The organism is Streptomyces sp. NPDC030809 (assembly GCF_055572195.1).
Window position 1 is genome coordinate 24,670 of the sequence record NZ_JBVIDV010000027.1, and the last position, 16,480, is coordinate 41,149.

Sequence of the window (16,480 nt, forward strand, 5' to 3'; positions counted from 1 at the left end):
AGGGCAAGCCGCCCGGCAAGGTGAAACCAAATCCACACAGCGCGCACACCTGCGCACCGGCCTCAGCCCTTGGCGGCGGCCTCCACCTTCTCCTTCAGCTTCGCGGGGGTGAGCGGATTGGCCTGGTCCGCGAAGATGTCCTTGCCGTCGAGCTGCACGGTGGGGGTGCCGCGGAACTGTCCGGCCCGGAACGCCTCGTACGACTTGGCGACCCACGCGTTGTGCGTGCCGTCCTCCAGGCACTTCCGGAAGGCCGGGGTGTCCAGCCCGGGCACCTTGGCCGCCAGCTCGGTCAGCCTGGTGTTCTTCGCGTAGGCGTCGTCGGTCTCCTGCGGCTGGTTCACGAAGAGCACGTCGTGGTACGCGGGGAACTTGCCCGCGTCCTGCGCGCAGGCCGCCGCGTTGGCCGCCTTCAGCGAGCCGCTGCCGCCCATGTTCCCGTCGATCAGGGTGACCAGGTGGTATTCGACCTTGAGCAGGCCCTTGGCCTCCAGCTCGTGGATCGTGGACCGGTAGCCGTCCTCGAAGGACTTGCAGGCGGGGCAGCGGAAGTCCTCCCACACCGTCAGGGTGGACTTCGCGGAGTCCTTGCCGGTCCGGATGGCGAGGGCGTCCTTGCCGGTGGCGCCGGAGGGGGCGACGACCGGGCCGGCCGTGGACTTCCCGCCGTCCTTCCCCGCATTCGCCGCGATCAGGCCGACGACGGCCGCCAGACCGAGCACTCCGACCACGGCGCCGGCCACCACGAGGGTCCGCCGGCGCTTGTCCTTGGCCTTCTGCCGCTCGCGCTCCACAAGGAGCCGCTCCCGGGCCGACCGCTTCGCTTCAGGGTTCTTCTCACTCACGTCCCGCAAACGAACCGGGGAGGCACTCGCGTGCCTCCCCGGTCCCGGTTCCACCCGATCGGACTACAGAACCCCGCAGCCCGTCACGGTGCGCTCAGCCGCGCCGCACGCCCTGCGCGAGCTCGGCGGCCAGTGCCCGTACGGATTCCAGCCCGGAGGGCAGGTCCTCGGCGTCGAGCAGCCGCTGCACGAAGGCCGAGCCGACGATCACACCGTCGGCGAAGCCCGCGACCTCCTTGGCCTGCTCGGCGTTGGACACCCCCAGGCCCACGCAGACCGGCAGGCCGCGGCGGGCGGCCGGGGTGGCCCGGGTGCGCTCGACGAGGTCCTGGGCCTGGGCGCCGACCGAGGCGCGGGTGCCGGTGACGCCCATCAGGGAGGCCGCGTACACGAAGCCGCTGCCGGCCTCGGTGATGGTGGCCAGGCGCTCGTCCTTGCTGCTCGGCGCCACGACGAAGACGGTCGCCAGACCGTGCTTCGCGGCGTGCTCGCGCCACAGCGCGGACTCCTGGACCGGCAGGTCGGGCAGGATGCAGCCGGCCCCGCCGGCGGCGGCCAGCTCGGCGGTGAAGCGCTCGACGCCGTACCGGTCGATGGGGTTCCAGTACGTCATGACGAGGACCGGCGCGCCGGTGGCCTCGTGGGCCTCGCGCACCGTGCGCATGACGTCGGCGATCTTGACCCCGCCGCGCAGGGCGATGTCGTCGGCGGTCTGGATGACCGGTCCGTCGAGGACCGGGTCGCTGTGCGGCAGGCCGACCTCCACCACGTCGGCGCCGCCCTCGATGACGGCCTTGATCGCCTCGATGCCGCCCTCGACGGTCGGGAAGCCGGCCGGGAGGTAGGCGACCAGGGCCGCGCGGTCCTCGGACTTGGCCTTCGCGAGCGTGTCGCTCAGCAGCTGGATGTTCCCGCTCACTTGCTCTCCCCCTTGGCCTCGTCGTCGTACAGCCCGAAGTAGCGGGCTGCGGTGTCCATGTCCTTGTCCCCGCGGCCGGACAGGTTGACCACGAGCAGCCCGTCCTTGCCCAGCTCCCGGCCGAGTTCGAGCGCGCCGGCCAGGGCGTGGGCGCTCTCGATGGCCGGGATGATGCCCTCGGTGCGCGACAGCAGGCGCAGGGCCTGCATGGCCGCGTCGTCGGTCACGGCGCGGTACTCGCCGCGGCCGGTGTCCTTGAGGTAGGCGTGCTCGGGGCCGATGCCGGGGTAGTCGAGTCCGGCCGAGATCGAGTACGGCTCGGTGATCTGGCCCTCCTCGTCCTGGAGGACGTACGAGCGGGAGCCGTGCAGGATGCCGGGCTCGCCGGCGGTGAGGGTGGCGGCGTGCTCGCCGGTCTCGACTCCGTGGCCGGCGGGCTCGAAGCCGACGAGGCGCACGTCCGCGTCGGGCACGAAGGCGTGGAAGAGGCCGATGGCGTTGGACCCGCCGCCGACGCAGGCCGCGACCGCGTCGGGGAGGCGGCCGGCGCGCTCCAGGATCTGGCGGCGGGCCTCGACGCCGATCACCCGGTGGAAGTCGCGGACCATGGCGGGGAAGGGGTGGGGGCCCGCGACGGTCCCGAAGAGGTAGTGGGTGCGGTCCACGTTGGCGACCCAGTCCCGGAAGGCCTCGTTGATGGCGTCCTTCAGGGTCCGGGAGCCGGACTGCACGGCGACGACCTCGGCGCCCAGCATCCGCATGCGGGCCACGTTGAGGGCCTGGCGCTGGGTGTCGATCTCGCCCATGTAGATCACGCATTCGAGGCCGAAGAGGGCGCAGGCGGTGGCGGTGGCCACGCCGTGCTGCCCGGCGCCAGTCTCGGCGATCACGCGGGTCTTGCCCATGCGCTTGGTGAGGAGGGCCTGGCCCAGCACGTTGTTGATCTTGTGCGAGCCGGTGTGGTTGAGGTCCTCGCGCTTGAGGAAGATCCGGGCCCCGCCGGCGTGCTCGGCGAACCGGGGCACCTCGGTGAGGGCGCTCGGGCGGCCGGTGTAGTTGACCATCAGGTCGTTGAGCTCGGCGGCGAAGGCGGGGTCGTTCTTGGCCTTCTCGTACTCGACCGCGACCTCGTCGACGGCGGCCACGAGGGCCTCGGGGATGAACTTGCCGCCGAAGCCGCCGAAGTAACCCTCGGAGTTCGGGACGTGACCCTGGTGGTCGGGGATGAAGAACTCGCTGGACATGCCAGTACCAGTACCTCTCGGGAGCAACGGGTGATGTCACCGTATGCGCCGGGTGCCCGGCGGGCGCGTACCTCGGGTACGGGCCGCGGCCGGGTCGCGCGGAGGCGGGGTGCCGCCGGTGCACGGGTCCGGGCGGCGGACCCACGGGGCGCGGCCGGGCACCCGCCGGCGGGCCTGCGCACCGCGCGGGGCGGTGCGGGCCGGGGAGCCGACGGGGCGGGCCGGGGCCGTGGGGCCGCGGCGGACACTGCGGGGGCGGACGGCAGGGCCGCCCGGGCGGGCTCGGGGTCAGCCGAGTGCCGGGGCGCCTTCCACGCGCGGCGCAGCGTGAGCGCGCCATCGCATGCCGTTGACCTGTCCCGGCTCCGAGCCGAGGATGTAGCGCACCCGGCGGCCGAGGACGCGGCGGGCCGGGGCGCGGCAGCCGCGCGGGCGGCAGCCGCGGGCGAGCGGGGCGTGCGGATCGCGCGCCGAGGCCGCCGCGGGCACGCCGACGGCCCCCGAGCGCAGGCTCGGGGACGGGCGGCGGACGCGGCGGCTGCTGGTCACGGCGGGGTCAGCTCCGGCCGTGGCGCAGGGCGGGGTGGGCACCCGCGGCGACCAGGTCGGCCACGGCGGCCTTCGGGTCGCGGCCGGTGACCAGGGACTCGCCGACCAGGACGGCGTCGGCGCCCTCGTTGGCGTACGCGATCAGGTCGTGGGGTCCGCGGATGCCGGACTCGGCGACCTTGACGATCCCCGCGGGGATCTCGGGGGCGACCCGCTCGAAGGTCGAGCGGTCCACCTTCAGGTCCTTCAGATTGCGCGCGTTGACACCGATGATCTTGGCGCCGGCGGCGACGGCCCGCTCCACCTCTTCCTCGTCGTGGACCTCGACCAGCGGGGTCAGGCCGATGGACTCGGCCCGCTCGATGAGGGAGACGAGGGCCTCCTGCTCCAGGGCCGCGACGATGAGCAGCGCGAGGTCGGCGCCGTAGGCGCGGGCCTCCCACAGCTGGTACGCCGTGACGATGAAGTCCTTGCGGAGGATCGGGACGTCGACCCGGGCCCGTACTGCTTCCAGGTCGGCCAGGGACCCGCCGAAGCGGCGCTGCTCGGTGAGGACCGAGATGACGGCCGCACCTCCCGCTTCGTAGTCGGCGGCGAGTCCGGCCGGGTCGGCGATCGCGGCCAGCGCGCCCTTGGAGGGGCTGGAGCGCTTGACCTCGCAGATCACCTTGACGCCGTCGCCGCGCAGGGCCGCGACGCCGTCCTTCGCCTGGGGCGCCTTGGCGGCGCGCTCCTTGAGCTCCTCGAGGCTGACGCGCGCCTGCCGCTCTGCGAGGTCGGCGCGGACCCCTTCGATGATCTCGTCGAGCACACTCACGCGAGCGGCCCCCTTCCGGGTCGGTGACGATGGTCGGCCGACTCCGCCGTCGCCGGAACGACAGCAAGGTCGGCACTCAAATGGTATCCGCAGGAGGGCTTGCCCTCCGCATGCGGTTGACGTCGTCCCAGCACCTGGACATTCGGAAGGTGACGTTCGGGTAGGGCGCCCGGTTGCGGCGGCGGGCCGGTACGGGCCTCAGGGGGCCAGGGCGCTGCCGAAGGGCAGGTTCCGGACCACGGTGAAGACGAGGGCGGCCGAGCCCACGGCCCACCAGAGGGCCGGTTTCAGGACCAGGACCGGTTTGGGGCGGCCCTGCCAGGCGCGGACCAGCCACAGGGCGGTGAACCCGGCGAAGACGAAGTAGGCGAGGACCCCGAGGGCGTTGTCCCCGAGGGCGGTGACCAGGTCCCCGTGGGCGAAGGCGTGGGCGCTGCGCAGCCCGCCGCAGCCGGGGCACAGGATCCCGGTGAGCCGCAGCAGCGGGCAGACCGGGTAGTGGCCGGGTTCGTTCGGGTCCACGGTGCCGACGTACGCGAACGCGGCGACGACCCCCGACAGGGTGAGCAGCGGCGCACCCAGCCGGCGTACGCGGGCGCCCACGGGCCCTGCGGGCGGGGCGGCGGGGGCCGGCGGGCCCTGGGGGGCGGGCGCGGCGGGGCCGGGGGGTACGGGCTGGGCAGAGGAGGGGTCCACCCGGTGATTGTCCCCCGTCCCCGGTGACCCGGAAAGGCGCAGCCCGCGGGCTGCGCCTTTCCGGGAACGTGCAGGGGAGGCCGCTCAGGCCTTGGCGCCCGCCTCCGTGAGGGTGCGGGCGGGCTTCTTGGCGCCGTAGCCGGCGGCCCTCATCGCCAGGCCGACGACACCGCCGAGGGCGACGACGACCATGCCGGCCCAGAAGCCGAGCGGGTTGGCCATGACCATGAAGGCGCCTGCGACGCAGAAACCGATGAAGGCGATGGTGACACCGGTCCAGGCGGCCGGGGTGTGTCCGTGGCTGCTGCCCGCCATGAGTTGCTCCTCGTTGCTCTGTCGAACGTGCTGTGTCGAACGCTCGAGTCCCATTGTCCCGCACCCGCGAACCCGGAATCGGCCGGGGTCGGGTGGGCGGTGGTGCTCCGGCCGCAGGCCGGGGCGGTGGCCGGGCCGGTGGTTCGGCCGGCGGCCGGGCCGGCGGTTCAGCCGGTGGGGTCCTCGCCGCGGTCGAGGGCCTTCCAGAGGTCCTCGGGCCGGTCGGGGTCCACCCGTACGGGGGCGGTGCGGGCCCGCGGGGCCCCGTCGCGCTCGTACCGGCCGCCCATGGCGGGCCAGCCCTTGCCGTACCGCAGCGCGAGCAGGCCCGCCAGCAGGATCAGCAGCCCGCCGGCGGCCGTCACGTACGGCCAGGCGGTGTGGGTCAGGCCCGCGACGGAGGCGGCGGTGTCCGCGGTGGTGCGGGCGGCCTCGGAGTCGAGCGCGGACCGGTCGGCGGCGCCGAGCACGGCCGCCGTGACGGCTCCCGCACCGCTGAGCGCGAGCACTCCGGAGACGATCCGGCGGCCGGTGCCGCGGACCGCGAAGACGGCGACGAGGGCCGCCAGGCCGACGATGGCGAGGGCGGCGGGCACGCCGGTGACGGCGGTGCCCTCGGCCGACAGCGGAAGCGTTCCGCCACCCGCCTCGGCGGTGCCCCTGGCCCAGGTCCGGCCCGAGGCGAGCAGGACGACGGTGGCGCCGAGCGCCCCCGTCAGCAGGGCGACGGCGACGCTGCGGCGGCTGCCGCGGACGGCGGCGGACTCGCCGCTGCCGGCCGCGGTCTCGGCATCGGTACGGGGCTTCGGTACAGCACTCACGTACACCACTATCCCCTACCGGCCCGCGCGGCCCCCGAGCAGGTGCCCGGGGCCGCCGGCCCCGGCCCCGGGACGGCGGTCAGCCCCGGCGCAGGCGGTTGGCCGCGCCCACCGCGCGGAGCACGGCCGCCGCCTTGTTCCGGCACTCGTTGTCCTCGGCCACGGGGTCGGAGTCCGCGACCACCCCCGCGCCCGCCTGCACGTACGCGGTGCCGTCGCGCAGCAGGGCGGTGCGGATGGCGATGGCGGTGTCCGAGTCGCCGGCGAAGTCGAGGTAGCCCACGCAGCCGCCGTAGAGGCCGCGGCGGGAGGGCTCCAGCTCCTCGATGATCTGCATGGCGCGGGGCTTGGGGGCCCCGGACAGGGTGCCCGCGGGGAAGCAGGCGGTGAGCACGTCGAAGGCGGTGCGGCCCTCGGCGACCTTGCCGGTGACGGTGGAGACGATGTGCATGACGTGCGAGTACCGCTCGATCGACATGAAGTCGACGACCTCGACGGAGCCGGGCTCGCAGACCCGTCCGAGGTCGTTGCGGCCGAGGTCCACGAGCATGAGGTGCTCGGCGCGCTCCTTGGGGTCGGCGAGCAGCTCCTCGGCGAGGTCGTGGTCCTCCTGCGGGGTGGCCCCGCGGTGCCGGGTGCCGGCGATGGGGTGGACCATGGCCCGCCCGTCCTCGACCTTGACGAGGGCCTCCGGGCTGGAGCCGACCACGTCGAAGCCGTCGAAGCGGAAGAGGTACATGTACGGGGACGGGTTGGTGGCCCGCAGCACCCGGTAGACGTCGAGCGCGGAGGCCTCGCAGGGGGTCTCGAACCGCTGCGAGGGCACGACCTGGAAGGCCTCGCCCGCGCGGATGCGCTCCTTGACCTCCTCGACGGCCCGCTGGTACGACTCGCCGCCCCACAGGGCGCTGTACTCGGGCAGCTCGGAAGGCGGCAGCGGGGCGGGGGCGTAGGGGGCCGGGGTCGCGAGGTCGGCCTCCATGGCGTCCAGGCGGGCCACGGCGTCGGCGTGGGCCTCGTCCACGCCGGAGTCGAGGGCATTGTGGTTGATCGCGTTGGCGATCAGGAGGACCGAGCCGTCCCAGTGGTCGAGCACCGCGAGGTCGGAGGTGAGCAGCATCGTCAGCTCGGGCAGCCGGAGGTCGTCGCGGCCGTGCTCGCCGATGCGCTCCAGGCGGCGGACGATGTCGTAGCCGAGGTAGCCGACCATGCCGCCGGTGAAGGGGGGCAGGCCGGGGGCGAGGTCGCGCGGGGTGTGCAGGGCGGCGACGGTGTGCCGCAGCGCCTCCAGCGGGTCCCCGTCCACGGGTACGCCGACGGGCGGGGTGCCGATCCAGTGGGCCTGCCCGTCCCGGGCGGTCAGCGTGGCGGCGCTGCGGACGCCGATGAACGAGTAGCGGGACCAGGAGCGGCCGTTCTCGGCGGACTCCAGCAGGAAGGTGCCCGGGCGCTCGGCCGCGAGCTTCCGGTACAGGCCGACGGGGGTGTCTCCGTCGGCCAGCAGCCGGCGGACGACCGGGATGACCCGGCGGTCGACGGCGAGCTTGCGGAACGTCTCAAGATCCATGTCCTGGGACCTCACCTAGTTCGAGAGCGGAAGCTGGTCGGCGTCGAAGCACGTCCGGGCGCCGGTGTGGCAGGCGGCGCCCACCTGGTCCACCTTGACGAGGACGGTGTCCGCGTCGCAGTCCAGGGCGACCGACTTCACGTGCTGGTAGTGGCCGGAGGTGTCGCCCTTGACCCAGTACTCCCTGCGGCTGCGCGACCAGTAGGTGCACCGTCCGGTGGTGAGGGTCCGGTGCAGGGCCTCGTCGTCCATCCAGCCGAGCATGAGCACCTCACCGGTGTCGTACTGCTGGGCGATGGCCGGAATCAGGCCGTCCGGGGAACGCTTGAGGCGGGCGGCGATCGCCGGGTCCAGGCTGCTGGGAGTCTCGGGCGTGCTCATGGGTGACATTGTGCCGCGCCGTCAGGTGCGGCCGGGCCCGCTGTCCGGCAGGTGGGCAGGCATCCGCCGGGTTTCCGCCGTAGGGTGGCGGCCATGTCTACCCATGCGAAGCGTGAACGACTGCTCCTGGCCGACCTGTTGGAACAGGCCGGGCCCGACGCCCCGACACTGTGCGACGGCTGGACCGCGCGCGAGCTGGCCGCCCACGTGGTCGTGCGGGAGCGCAGGCCGGACGCGGCGGGCGGACTGCTGCTCGGGGTCCTGAAGGACCGGCTGGACAAGGCGATGGCGGAGTACTGCGCCAAGCCGTACGAGGAGCTGATCCAGCTGATCCGCACGGGGCCGCCGAAGATGTCCCCGTACGCGCTGAAGCAGCTGGACGAGGCGGCGAACGCGGTGGAGTTCTACGTCCACGCCGAGGACGTGCGCCGGGCGCAGCCGGACTGGACCCCGCGCGAGCCGGACCCGGTCTTCTCGGACTCGCTGTGGGCGCGGCTGGAGCGGCTGGCCCGGATCACGGGGCGGCGCTCGCCGGTGGGTGTGGTGCTGCGGCGGCCGAACGGGCAGACGGCGGTGGCGCGCAAGGGGACGCCGGTGGTGACGGTGACCGGCGAGCCGGGTGAGCTGACCCTGTTCTGCTTCGGCCGGCAGGCTGCGGCGAAGGTGGAGCTGGACGGGGAGAAGGCGGCCGTCGCCGCCCTGACCGAGGCGAAGCTGGGCATCTGACCCCCGGGCTCCGCCCCGCACCCCCGGTCCTCAACCGCCGGACGGGCTGGAGAGACAGCCTCGCCGGCGGTTGGGGCGCGGGGTCCGGGGCGGAGCCCCGGGACGGGGCGGTCAGCGGACCGGGTGGCCCGCTTCCCGCAGCGTGTCCTTGACCTGGCCGATGCGCAGGTCACCGAAGTGGAAGACCGACGCGGCCAGGACCGCGTCCGCGCCGGCGGCGATCGCGGGCGGGAAATCGGCGAGGCGGCCCGCGCCGCCCGAGGCGATCACCGGCACCGTGACGTGCTTGCGGACCGCCGCGATCATCTCGACGTCGTAGCCGTCCTTCGTGCCGTCCGCGTCCATCGAGTTCAGCAGGATCTCGCCGGCGCCGAGCTCGGCGGCCCGGTGGGCCCACTCGACGGCGTCGATGCCCGTGCCGCGGCGGCCGCCGTGGGTGGTGACCTCGAACGAGCCGGATCCGGTGCGGCGGGCGTCCACGGACAGCACCAGCACCTGGCGGCCGAACCGCTCGGCGATCTCCTGGATCAGCTCGGGGCGGGCGATGGCGGCGGTGTTGACGCCGACCTTGTCCGCGCCGGCCCGCAGCAGCCTGTCCACGTCGTCCGCGGTGCGCACCCCGCCGCCGACGGTGAGCGGGATGAAGACCTGCTCGGCGGTGCGGCGCACCACGTCGTAGGTGGTCTCCCGGTTCCCGGAGGAGGCGGTGATGTCGAGGAAGGTCAGCTCGTCGGCGCCTTCGGCGTCGTACAGCTTGGCCATCTCGACGGGGTCGCCGGCGTCGCGCAGGTTCTGGAAGTTGACCCCCTTGACCACGCGGCCGTTGTCCACGTCGAGGCAGGGGATCACGCGTACGGCGAGGGTCATGCCGCACCTCCTCGGTAGGCCTCGACCTCGACCTCGACGACCAGGTTGGGGTCCACGAGGCCGGCGACGATGACCATGGTGCTGGCGGGCCGCGCGGCGTCGAAGAGCTCCTTGTGGGCGCGGCCCACCTCCTCCACGTCGCGGGCGTGGGTCAGGTACATGCGGGTGCGGACCACGTCGTCGGCGCCGAGGCCGACCTGTCCGAGGGCCTTGAAGGCCACGTTGAAGGCGTTGACGGTCTGCTCGAACGGGTTGCCGTAGACGACGGCCCCGTCCACGACCGAGGTGCAGCCGGAGACCAGCACCATGCCGTTCGGCAGCTCGACGGCACGGGAGTACGCGATCACGTCCTCCCAGGGGCCGCCCGAGGAGATGCGCTTGACCTCGCTCATGCGGAGACCACCTCCAGCGCCTCCTGGAGGGTGAAGGCCTTGGCGTAGAGGGCCTTGCCGACGATGGCGCCTTCGACGCCCTCGGGGACGAGGCCGGAGAGGGCGCGCAGGTCGTCGAGGGAGGAGACCCCGCCGGAGGCGACGACCGGGCGGTCGGTGGCGGCGCAGACGTTCTTCAGCAGCTCCAGGTTGGGGCCGGTGAGCGTGCCGTCCTTGCCGATGTCGGTGACGACGTAGCGGGCGCAGCCCTCGGAGTCGAGGCGGGCGAGGGTCTCGTAGAGGTCGCCGCCCTCGCTGGTCCAGCCGCGGCCCTTGAGCGTGGTGCCGACCACGTCGAGGCCGACGGCGATCCTGTCCCCGTGCTCGGCGATGACCTTGGCCACCCAGTCGGGGGTCTCCAGGGCGGCGGTGCCCAGGTTGACGCGGGTGCAGCCGGTGGCGAGGGCCTTGGCGAGGGAGGCGTCGTCGCGGATGCCGCCGGACAGCTCCACCTTGATGTCCATGGCGCGGGTGATCTCGGCGACCAGTTCGCGGTTGTCGCCGGTGCCGAAGGCGGCGTCGAGGTCGACCAGGTGCAGCCACTCGGCGCCGGCGGCCTGCCAGGCCAGGGCGGCCTGGAGGGGGGAGCCGTACGAGGTCTCGCTGCCGGACGCACCGTGCACGAGGCGGACCGCCTGGCCGTCGCGGACGTCCACGGCGGGGAGGAGTTCGAGCGTCTTCACGGTCATCAGAGGGTCTCGATCCAGTTGGTGAGCAGCTGGGCGCCGGCGTCGCCGGACTTCTCGGGGTGGAACTGGGTGGCCCACAGGGCCCCGTTCTCCACCGCCGCGACGAAGGGCTCGCCGTGCGTGGCCCAGGTGACCTTGGGCGCGCGGATGTTGGGGTTGCCGACCTCCAGCGTCCACTGGCGGACCGCGTAGGAGTGCACGAAGTAGAAGCGGGCGTCGGCGTCCAGGCCGGCGAAGGCCTGGGTGTCGGCCGGGGCCTCGACGGTGTTCCACCCCATGTGCGGGACGATCGGGGCGCGCAGCGGCTCGACGGTGCCGGGCCACTCGTCGAGGCCCTCGGTCTCGACCCCGTGCTCGATGCCGCGCTCGAAGAGGATCTGCATGCCGACGCAGATGCCCATGACGGGGCGGCCGCCGGAGAGCCGGCGGCCGACGATCCAGTCGCCGCGGGCGTCCTGGAGGCCCTTCATGCAGGCGGCGAAGGCGCCGACGCCGGGGACGAGGAGTCCGTCGGCGTCCATGGCCTTGTCGTAGTCGCGGGTGATCTCCACGTCGGCGCCGACGCGGGCGAGGGCCCGCTCGGCGGACCGTACGTTGCCGAAGCCGTAGTCGAAGACGACGACCTTCTTGGTGGGGCTGGCAGTGCTCATTCCCAGATTCCTTGGAGGCGCAGGACTCCGGCGGCCAGACACATGGCGGAGCCGATGGCGAGGAGCAGGACGACGCTGCGGGGCATCTTCTGCTTCTTGAAGGAGTACACGCCGCCGGCGAGGAAGAGGCCGACGACGATGAGGATGGTGGAGAGGCCGGTCACGGTCAGAGGGCGCCCTTCGTGGAGGGAAGGATGCCGGCGGCGCGCGGGTCGCGCTCGGAGGCGTAGCGCAGGGCGCGGGCGAGGGCCTTGAACTGGCACTCCACGATGTGGTGCGCGTTGCGGCCGTACGGGACGTGCACGTGCAGGGCGATCTGCGCCTGGGCGACGAAGGACTCCAGGATGTGCCGGGTCATCGTGGTGTCGTACTGGCCGATCATCGGGGCCATGTTCTCGGGCTCGGTGTGCACGAGGTACGGGCGGCCGGAGAGGTCCACGGTGACCTGGGCGAGGGACTCGTCCAGGGGCACGGTGCAGTTGCCGAAGCGGTAGATGCCGACCTTGTCGCCGAGGGCCTGCTTGAAGGCGGCGCCGAGGGCGAGGGCGGTGTCCTCGATGGTGTGGTGCGAGTCGATGTGCAGGTCGCCGTCGGTCTTGACCGTGAGGTCGAAGAGGCCGTGGCGGCCGAGCTGGTCGAGCATGTGGTCGTAGAAGCCGACGCCGGTCGACACGTCGACCTTGCCGGTGCCGTCCAGGTCTATCTCGACGAGGACCGAGGTCTCCTTGGTCGTGCGCTCGACCCGTCCGATGCGGCTCATGCCTGCTGCTCCTTCTTCAGTGCGCGAACCGCTTCCAGGAACGCGTCGTTCTCCGCCGGCGTGCCTGCGGTGACCCGCAGCCAGCCGGGTACTCCGTTGTCCCGGACCAGGACACCCCGGTCGAGGATCTTCTGCCAGGCGGTGTGGGAGTCGGCGAACTTCCCGAACTGCACGAAGTTCGCGTCGGACTCGGTGACCTCCCAGCCGATCGCGCGCAGTTCGGCGACCAGCCGGTCCCGCTCGGCCTTGAGCTGTTCGACGTAGCCCAGGAGGGTGTCGGTGTGCTCCAGGGCGGCCAGTGCGGTGGCCTGGGTGACGGCGGACAGGTGGTACGGCAGGCGGACCAGCTGTACGGCGTCCACGACGGCCGGGTGGGCGGCCAGGTAGCCCAGGCGCAGTCCGGCCGCGCCGAAGGCCTTGGACATGGTGCGGGAGACCACCAGGTGCGGCCGGCCCTCGATGAGGGGCAGCAGGGAGGCGCGGTGGCTGAATTCGACGTAGGCCTCGTCGACGACCACCAGGGACGGCTTGGCGGCCTGGGCGGCCTCGTACAGGGCGAGGGCGGTGTCGGCCGCGACCGCGGTGCCGGTGGGGTTGTTGGGGGAGGTGATGAAGACGACGTCGGGGGCGTGCTCGGCGATCGCCGCGGCGGCCGCGTCCACGTCGATGGTGAAGTCCTCGTTGCGCGGGCCGGAGATCCAGCCGGTGCCGGTGCCGCGGGCGATGAGGCCGTGCATCGAGTACGAGGGCTCGAAGCCGATGGCGGTGCGGCCGGGGCCGCCGAAGGTCTGGAGCAGCTGCTGGATGACCTCGTTGGAGCCGTTGGCGGCCCAGACGTTCTCCTTGCCGACCGGGTGCCCGGCGGTGCGGGTGAGGTAGCGGGCCAGCTCGGTGCGCAGCTCGACGGCGTCCCGGTCGGGGTAGCGGTTGAGCCCGCGGGCCGCCTCGGCCACCCGTTCGGCGATGCGCCGGACGAGGGGCTCGGGCAGCGGGTAGGGGTTCTCGTTGGTGTTCAGCTGGACGGGCACGTCGAGCTGGGGGGCGCCGTACGGGGACTTGCCGCGCAGTTCGTCCCGGATGGGGAGGTCGTCGATGCCGAGGTCCGCGGTGCGGTCGTACGAGGTCACTTGCCGGGCACCTTCCATCCGAACCGGGCCTTCAGGGCGGCGCCGTGGGCGGGGAGGTCCTCGGCCTCGGCGAGGGTCACCACGTGGTGGGTGACCTCGGCGAGGGCGTCGCGGGTGTAGTCCACGATGTGGATGCCGCGCAGGAAGGACTGCACGGACAGGCCCGAGGAGTGGCAGGCGCAGCCGCCGGTGGGCAGCACGTGGTTGGAGCCGGCGCAGTAGTCGCCGAGGGAGACCGGGGACCAGGGGCCGACGAAGACCGCGCCGGCGTTGCGGACCCGGGCGGCCAGGGCGGCGGCGTCGGCGGTCTGGATCTCCAGGTGCTCGGCGCCGTACGCGTCGACCACCTTGAGGCCGTCCTCCAGGTCGTTGACCAGGACGATGGCGGACTGCCGGCCGGCGAGGGCGGGCCGGATCCGGTCCTCGACGTGCTTGGTGGCCGCGACCTGCGGCTCCAGCTCCTTCTCGACGGCGGCCGCGAGCTCCTCGGAGTCGGTGACGAGGACGGCGGCGGCCAGCGGGTCGTGCTCGGCCTGGCTGATCAGGTCGGCGGCGACGTGCACGGGGTCGGCGGTGGAGTCCGCGAGGACCGCGATCTCGGTGGGGCCGGCCTCGGTGTCGATGCCGATCCTGCCGGTGAAGTAGCGCTTGGCGGCGGCCACCCAGATGTTGCCGGGGCCGGTCACCATGTTGGCGGGGGCGCAGCCGTCGGGGCCGTCGGTCCCGTACGCGAACATCGCCACGGCCTGGGCGCCGCCGGCCGCGTACACCTCGTCCACGCCGAGCAGGGCGCAGGCGGCGAGGATCGTGGGGTGCGGCAGGCCGCCGAACTCGGCCTGCGGCGGGGAGGCGAGCGCGACGGAGCCGACGCCGGCCTCCTGCGCGGGCACGACGTTCATGACCACGGAGGACGGGTAGACCGAGCGGCCGCCTGGGGCGTAGAGGCCGACGCGCTCGACGGGGACCCACTTCTCGGTGACGGTGCCACCGGGGACCACCTGGGTGGTGTGCTCGGTGCGGCGCTGGGCGGCGTGGACGATGCGGGCCCGCCGGATGGACTCCTCCAGGGCGGCGCGGACGGCCGGATCGAGCTGCTCCAGGGCGTCGTGCAGGGCCTCCGCGGGGACCCTGACCTGCTTGAGGGTGACCCCGTCGAACTTCTCCGCGTACTCGATCAGCGCCGCGTTGCCCCGATGGTGCACGTCCTCGCAGATCGGCCGCACCTTGTCCAGGGCGGCTTCCACGTCGAATTCGGCACGGGGCAGCAGAGCGCGCAGGGCCGCGCCCTCGGGGAGGGCGTCGCCGCGCAGGTCGATACGAGAGATCACACCCCGATTCTCTCAGACCGCCTCCCGCCACCGGTCGTCCGTATCACTGGCTGATACGCGCCCCGGACGCCACCCGTGACCACTAGCGTTCGCAAGGACGACCGATGGGGAAGGGGGGCCTCTTCGTGGACGAGGCACGAGCGGTGCAGCCCGACGGGCTGGACGGCGCACCGGCGGATCTCCGGGCGCCGGAGCTGCGGCTGTGGCGGGCCTTCCGCACGGGGACGGTCTGCGACCTGAGCGCGCACGCGGCCGACCGGGACGATCCGATGGCGGACCGGGCCTGGGGGCCGGAGCGCAGCGTGCGGGCGGAGGTGCTGCACCGGCTGCTGCTGGGCGGGCCGGAGCCGGTGCCCGGCCGGGTGGCCTCGCTGAAGCTGCGCGGGGCGCGGATCACGGGGCGGCTGGAGCTGTCGGGCGGCACGGTGGGCCCGTACGTGGAGCTGACCTCGTGCCGTTTCGACAGCGAAGTGCAACTGTCGGAGACCCGGTTCTCCACGCTGCGGATGGTGAACTGCTCGGTGCCGCGGATCGAGGCGTCCCGCCTGCACACGGAGGGGGACCTGCACCTGCCGCGCTGCCGGGTGGCCCGCGGGATCCGGCTCACGGACGCGCAGATCGGCACGGACCTGCTGGTCAGCCAGGCGGTGGTGCAGCGGGACAGCAAGGGCCGGGCGATCGCCGCGGACGGGCTGTCGGTGGGCCAGGACTTCCAGGCGGAGCTGCTGGAGACGTACGGGGAGGTGAGCCTGCGCGGGGCGAAGGTGGGGGTGTCGATGAGCCTGCGCGGGGCGCGGCTGCGCAATCCGTACGGGCGGCGGGCGCTGAACGCCCCGCAGCTGACGGTGGAGCGCACCCTGTACCTGACCTCGGTGGCGCTGGACCCGGGCGGGGAGCCGGGCTCCACTCCCCCGTACGGGCTGGGGAGCACGCCGGTGCGCGGGGGCCGGGTGCAGCGGTTCGAGTGCCGGGGCGGGCTGCGGCTGGACGACGGGCGGTTCGGGGACGCGGTGGACTTCTTCGGGGCGCGGTTCGTGCTGGCCGCGGACCAGGAGGTGTCGCTGCGCCGGATCCAGACCCCGGAGCTGCGGTTCGTGGGCGAGCGGCCGGAGCAGGGGCGGCTGGTGCTGTCGGGATCGAAGGTGGTGAAGCTGGTGGACCAGGCCACGAGCTGGCCGGGCCCGGGCATGGTGTCGATGGACGGCTTCAGCTACGAGTTCCTGGTGCCGCGGGGGCTGTTCCCGCTGGCGCGGCGGCTGGAGTGGGTGGAGGCGGCGACCCCCGAGTACTCGCCGGAGCCGTACGAGCGGCTGGCGGCGGTGCTGCGGGCGGGCGGGGAGGACGCGGAGGCGCGGGAGGTGCTGCTGGCGAAGCAGCGCCGGCGGCGCGAGACGCTGCCGCTGGCGGCGAAGGCGTGGGGGTACCTCCAGGACTGGACGGTGGCGTACGGCTACCGGCCGGGGCGGGCGGCGGTGTGGATGCTGGTGCTGTGGGCGGCGGGGGCGGTGGCCTTTTCCCGCCATGATCCGGTGGCGATCAAACCGGGTGAGACCCCGCTGTGGAATCCGGTGCTGTACTCCCTGGACCTGCTGCTGCCGGTGATCGATCTCGGCCAGGACGGCTACTGGCGGATGGAGGGCGGCTGGCAGTGGGGGGCCGCGGTGCTGGTGCTGGCGGGCTGGGTGCTGGCCACGACGGTGGCCGCGGGGGCCTCCCGGCTGCTGCGGCGGGGGTGAGCGGCGGGGGCG

Annotated in this window: 20 protein-coding genes; 2 read left to right on the top strand and 18 right to left on the bottom strand. The window is 73.5% G+C overall.

The features are described 5' to 3' along the window. Positions 1-62 precede the first annotated feature (62 nt). The 10 genes from ACZ407_RS29325 to hisI form a co-directional block, all read right to left on the bottom strand. Complete coding sequence (locus ACZ407_RS29325) at positions 63-845, bottom strand: DsbA family protein (protein WP_468133486.1); 783 nt, start codon at positions 843-845, stop codon at positions 63-65. Positions 846-939: 94 nt separating this feature from the next. After that, on the bottom strand, positions 940-1,764 hold the full coding sequence (gene trpA / locus ACZ407_RS29330) for a tryptophan synthase subunit alpha (RefSeq protein WP_468133488.1): 825 nt from the start codon (positions 1,762-1,764) through the stop codon (positions 940-942). After that, positions 1,761-3,008 (bottom strand): tryptophan synthase subunit beta, encoded by a 1,248-nt coding sequence (gene trpB, locus ACZ407_RS29335; RefSeq protein WP_468133490.1) that lies wholly within the window; start codon positions 3,006-3,008, stop codon positions 1,761-1,763. The genes trpA and trpB overlap by 4 nt, the downstream gene beginning before the upstream one ends. A 288-nt stretch (positions 3,009-3,296) precedes the next feature. Continuing rightward, complete coding sequence (trpM, locus tag ACZ407_RS29340; RefSeq protein ID WP_468133614.1) at positions 3,297-3,518, bottom strand: tryptophan biosynthesis modulator TrpM; 222 nt, start codon at positions 3,516-3,518, stop codon at positions 3,297-3,299. A 46-nt stretch (positions 3,519-3,564) separates the two neighbouring features. Further along, complete coding sequence (trpC, locus tag ACZ407_RS29345) at positions 3,565-4,374, bottom strand: indole-3-glycerol phosphate synthase TrpC (RefSeq protein ID WP_468133492.1); 810 nt, start codon at positions 4,372-4,374, stop codon at positions 3,565-3,567. Between the two features lie 198 nt (positions 4,375-4,572). Then, positions 4,573-5,070, bottom strand: a complete 498-nt coding sequence (locus ACZ407_RS29350) for a DUF2752 domain-containing protein (protein ID WP_468133494.1) — start codon at positions 5,068-5,070, stop codon at positions 4,573-4,575. A gap of 84 nt (positions 5,071-5,154) precedes the next feature. Continuing rightward, positions 5,155-5,385: an HGxxPAAW family protein gene (locus tag ACZ407_RS29355; RefSeq protein WP_468133496.1), complete on the bottom strand. Its 231-nt coding sequence runs from the start codon at positions 5,383-5,385 to the stop codon at positions 5,155-5,157. Between the two features lie 167 nt (positions 5,386-5,552). After that, entirely contained in the window at positions 5,553-6,215 is a 663-nt protein-coding gene (locus ACZ407_RS29360; RefSeq protein WP_468133498.1) for a TIGR02234 family membrane protein, read from the bottom strand. Between the two features lie 70 nt (positions 6,216-6,285). Next, positions 6,286-7,773 (bottom strand): anthranilate synthase component I, encoded by a 1,488-nt coding sequence (locus ACZ407_RS29365; protein WP_468133500.1) that lies wholly within the window; start codon positions 7,771-7,773, stop codon positions 6,286-6,288. 15 nt (positions 7,774-7,788) lie between these two features. After that, positions 7,789-8,163, bottom strand: a complete 375-nt coding sequence (gene hisI, locus ACZ407_RS29370; protein WP_468133502.1) for a phosphoribosyl-AMP cyclohydrolase — start codon at positions 8,161-8,163, stop codon at positions 7,789-7,791. Between the two features lie 84 nt (positions 8,164-8,247). Here hisI and ACZ407_RS29375 point away from each other — a divergent pair, with 84 nt between their 5' ends. Further along, positions 8,248-8,880, top strand: a complete 633-nt coding sequence (locus ACZ407_RS29375; RefSeq protein WP_468133504.1) for a TIGR03085 family metal-binding protein — start codon at positions 8,248-8,250, stop codon at positions 8,878-8,880. A 111-nt stretch (positions 8,881-8,991) separates the two neighbouring features. On the opposite strand, the gene hisF is transcribed toward ACZ407_RS29375, so the two are convergent. From hisF to hisD, 8 genes are read right to left on the bottom strand one after another with little or no spacing between them, the layout of a single operon-like run. Next, complete coding sequence (hisF, locus tag ACZ407_RS29380; RefSeq protein ID WP_468133506.1) at positions 8,992-9,747, bottom strand: imidazole glycerol phosphate synthase subunit HisF; 756 nt, start codon at positions 9,745-9,747, stop codon at positions 8,992-8,994. Then, positions 9,744-10,139: a RidA family protein gene (locus ACZ407_RS29385; RefSeq protein ID WP_468133508.1), complete on the bottom strand. Its 396-nt coding sequence runs from the start codon at positions 10,137-10,139 to the stop codon at positions 9,744-9,746. The genes hisF and ACZ407_RS29385 overlap by 4 nt, the downstream gene beginning before the upstream one ends. Continuing rightward, positions 10,136-10,867 (bottom strand): bifunctional 1-(5-phosphoribosyl)-5-((5-phosphoribosylamino)methylideneamino)imidazole-4-carboxamide isomerase/phosphoribosylanthranilate isomerase PriA, encoded by a 732-nt coding sequence (priA, locus tag ACZ407_RS29390; RefSeq protein ID WP_468133510.1) that lies wholly within the window; start codon positions 10,865-10,867, stop codon positions 10,136-10,138. The genes ACZ407_RS29385 and priA overlap by 4 nt, the downstream gene beginning before the upstream one ends. Beyond that, positions 10,867-11,517 (bottom strand): imidazole glycerol phosphate synthase subunit HisH, encoded by a 651-nt coding sequence (hisH, locus tag ACZ407_RS29395; protein ID WP_468133512.1) that lies wholly within the window; start codon positions 11,515-11,517, stop codon positions 10,867-10,869. Before hisH ends, priA begins: the two co-directional genes overlap by 1 nt. Next, positions 11,514-11,681, bottom strand: coding sequence for a hypothetical protein (locus tag ACZ407_RS29400; protein WP_468133514.1), 168 nt, complete (start codon positions 11,679-11,681; stop codon positions 11,514-11,516). Before ACZ407_RS29400 ends, hisH begins: the two co-directional genes overlap by 4 nt. 2 nt (positions 11,682-11,683) lie before the next feature. Beyond that, positions 11,684-12,277, bottom strand: a complete 594-nt coding sequence (hisB, locus tag ACZ407_RS29405; protein WP_468133516.1) for an imidazoleglycerol-phosphate dehydratase HisB — start codon at positions 12,275-12,277, stop codon at positions 11,684-11,686. Beyond that, positions 12,274-13,404: a histidinol-phosphate transaminase gene (locus tag ACZ407_RS29410; RefSeq protein WP_468133518.1), complete on the bottom strand. Its 1,131-nt coding sequence runs from the start codon at positions 13,402-13,404 to the stop codon at positions 12,274-12,276. Before ACZ407_RS29410 ends, hisB begins: the two co-directional genes overlap by 4 nt. Next, complete coding sequence (gene hisD / locus ACZ407_RS29415) at positions 13,401-14,732, bottom strand: histidinol dehydrogenase (RefSeq protein WP_468133520.1); 1,332 nt, start codon at positions 14,730-14,732, stop codon at positions 13,401-13,403. Before hisD ends, ACZ407_RS29410 begins: the two co-directional genes overlap by 4 nt. Before the next feature lie 104 nt (positions 14,733-14,836). On the opposite strand from hisD, the gene ACZ407_RS29420 reads away from it, so the two are divergent. After that, positions 14,837-16,468, top strand: a complete 1,632-nt coding sequence (locus ACZ407_RS29420) for an oxidoreductase (RefSeq protein WP_468133522.1) — start codon at positions 14,837-14,839, stop codon at positions 16,466-16,468. Positions 16,469-16,480 lie beyond the last annotated feature (12 nt).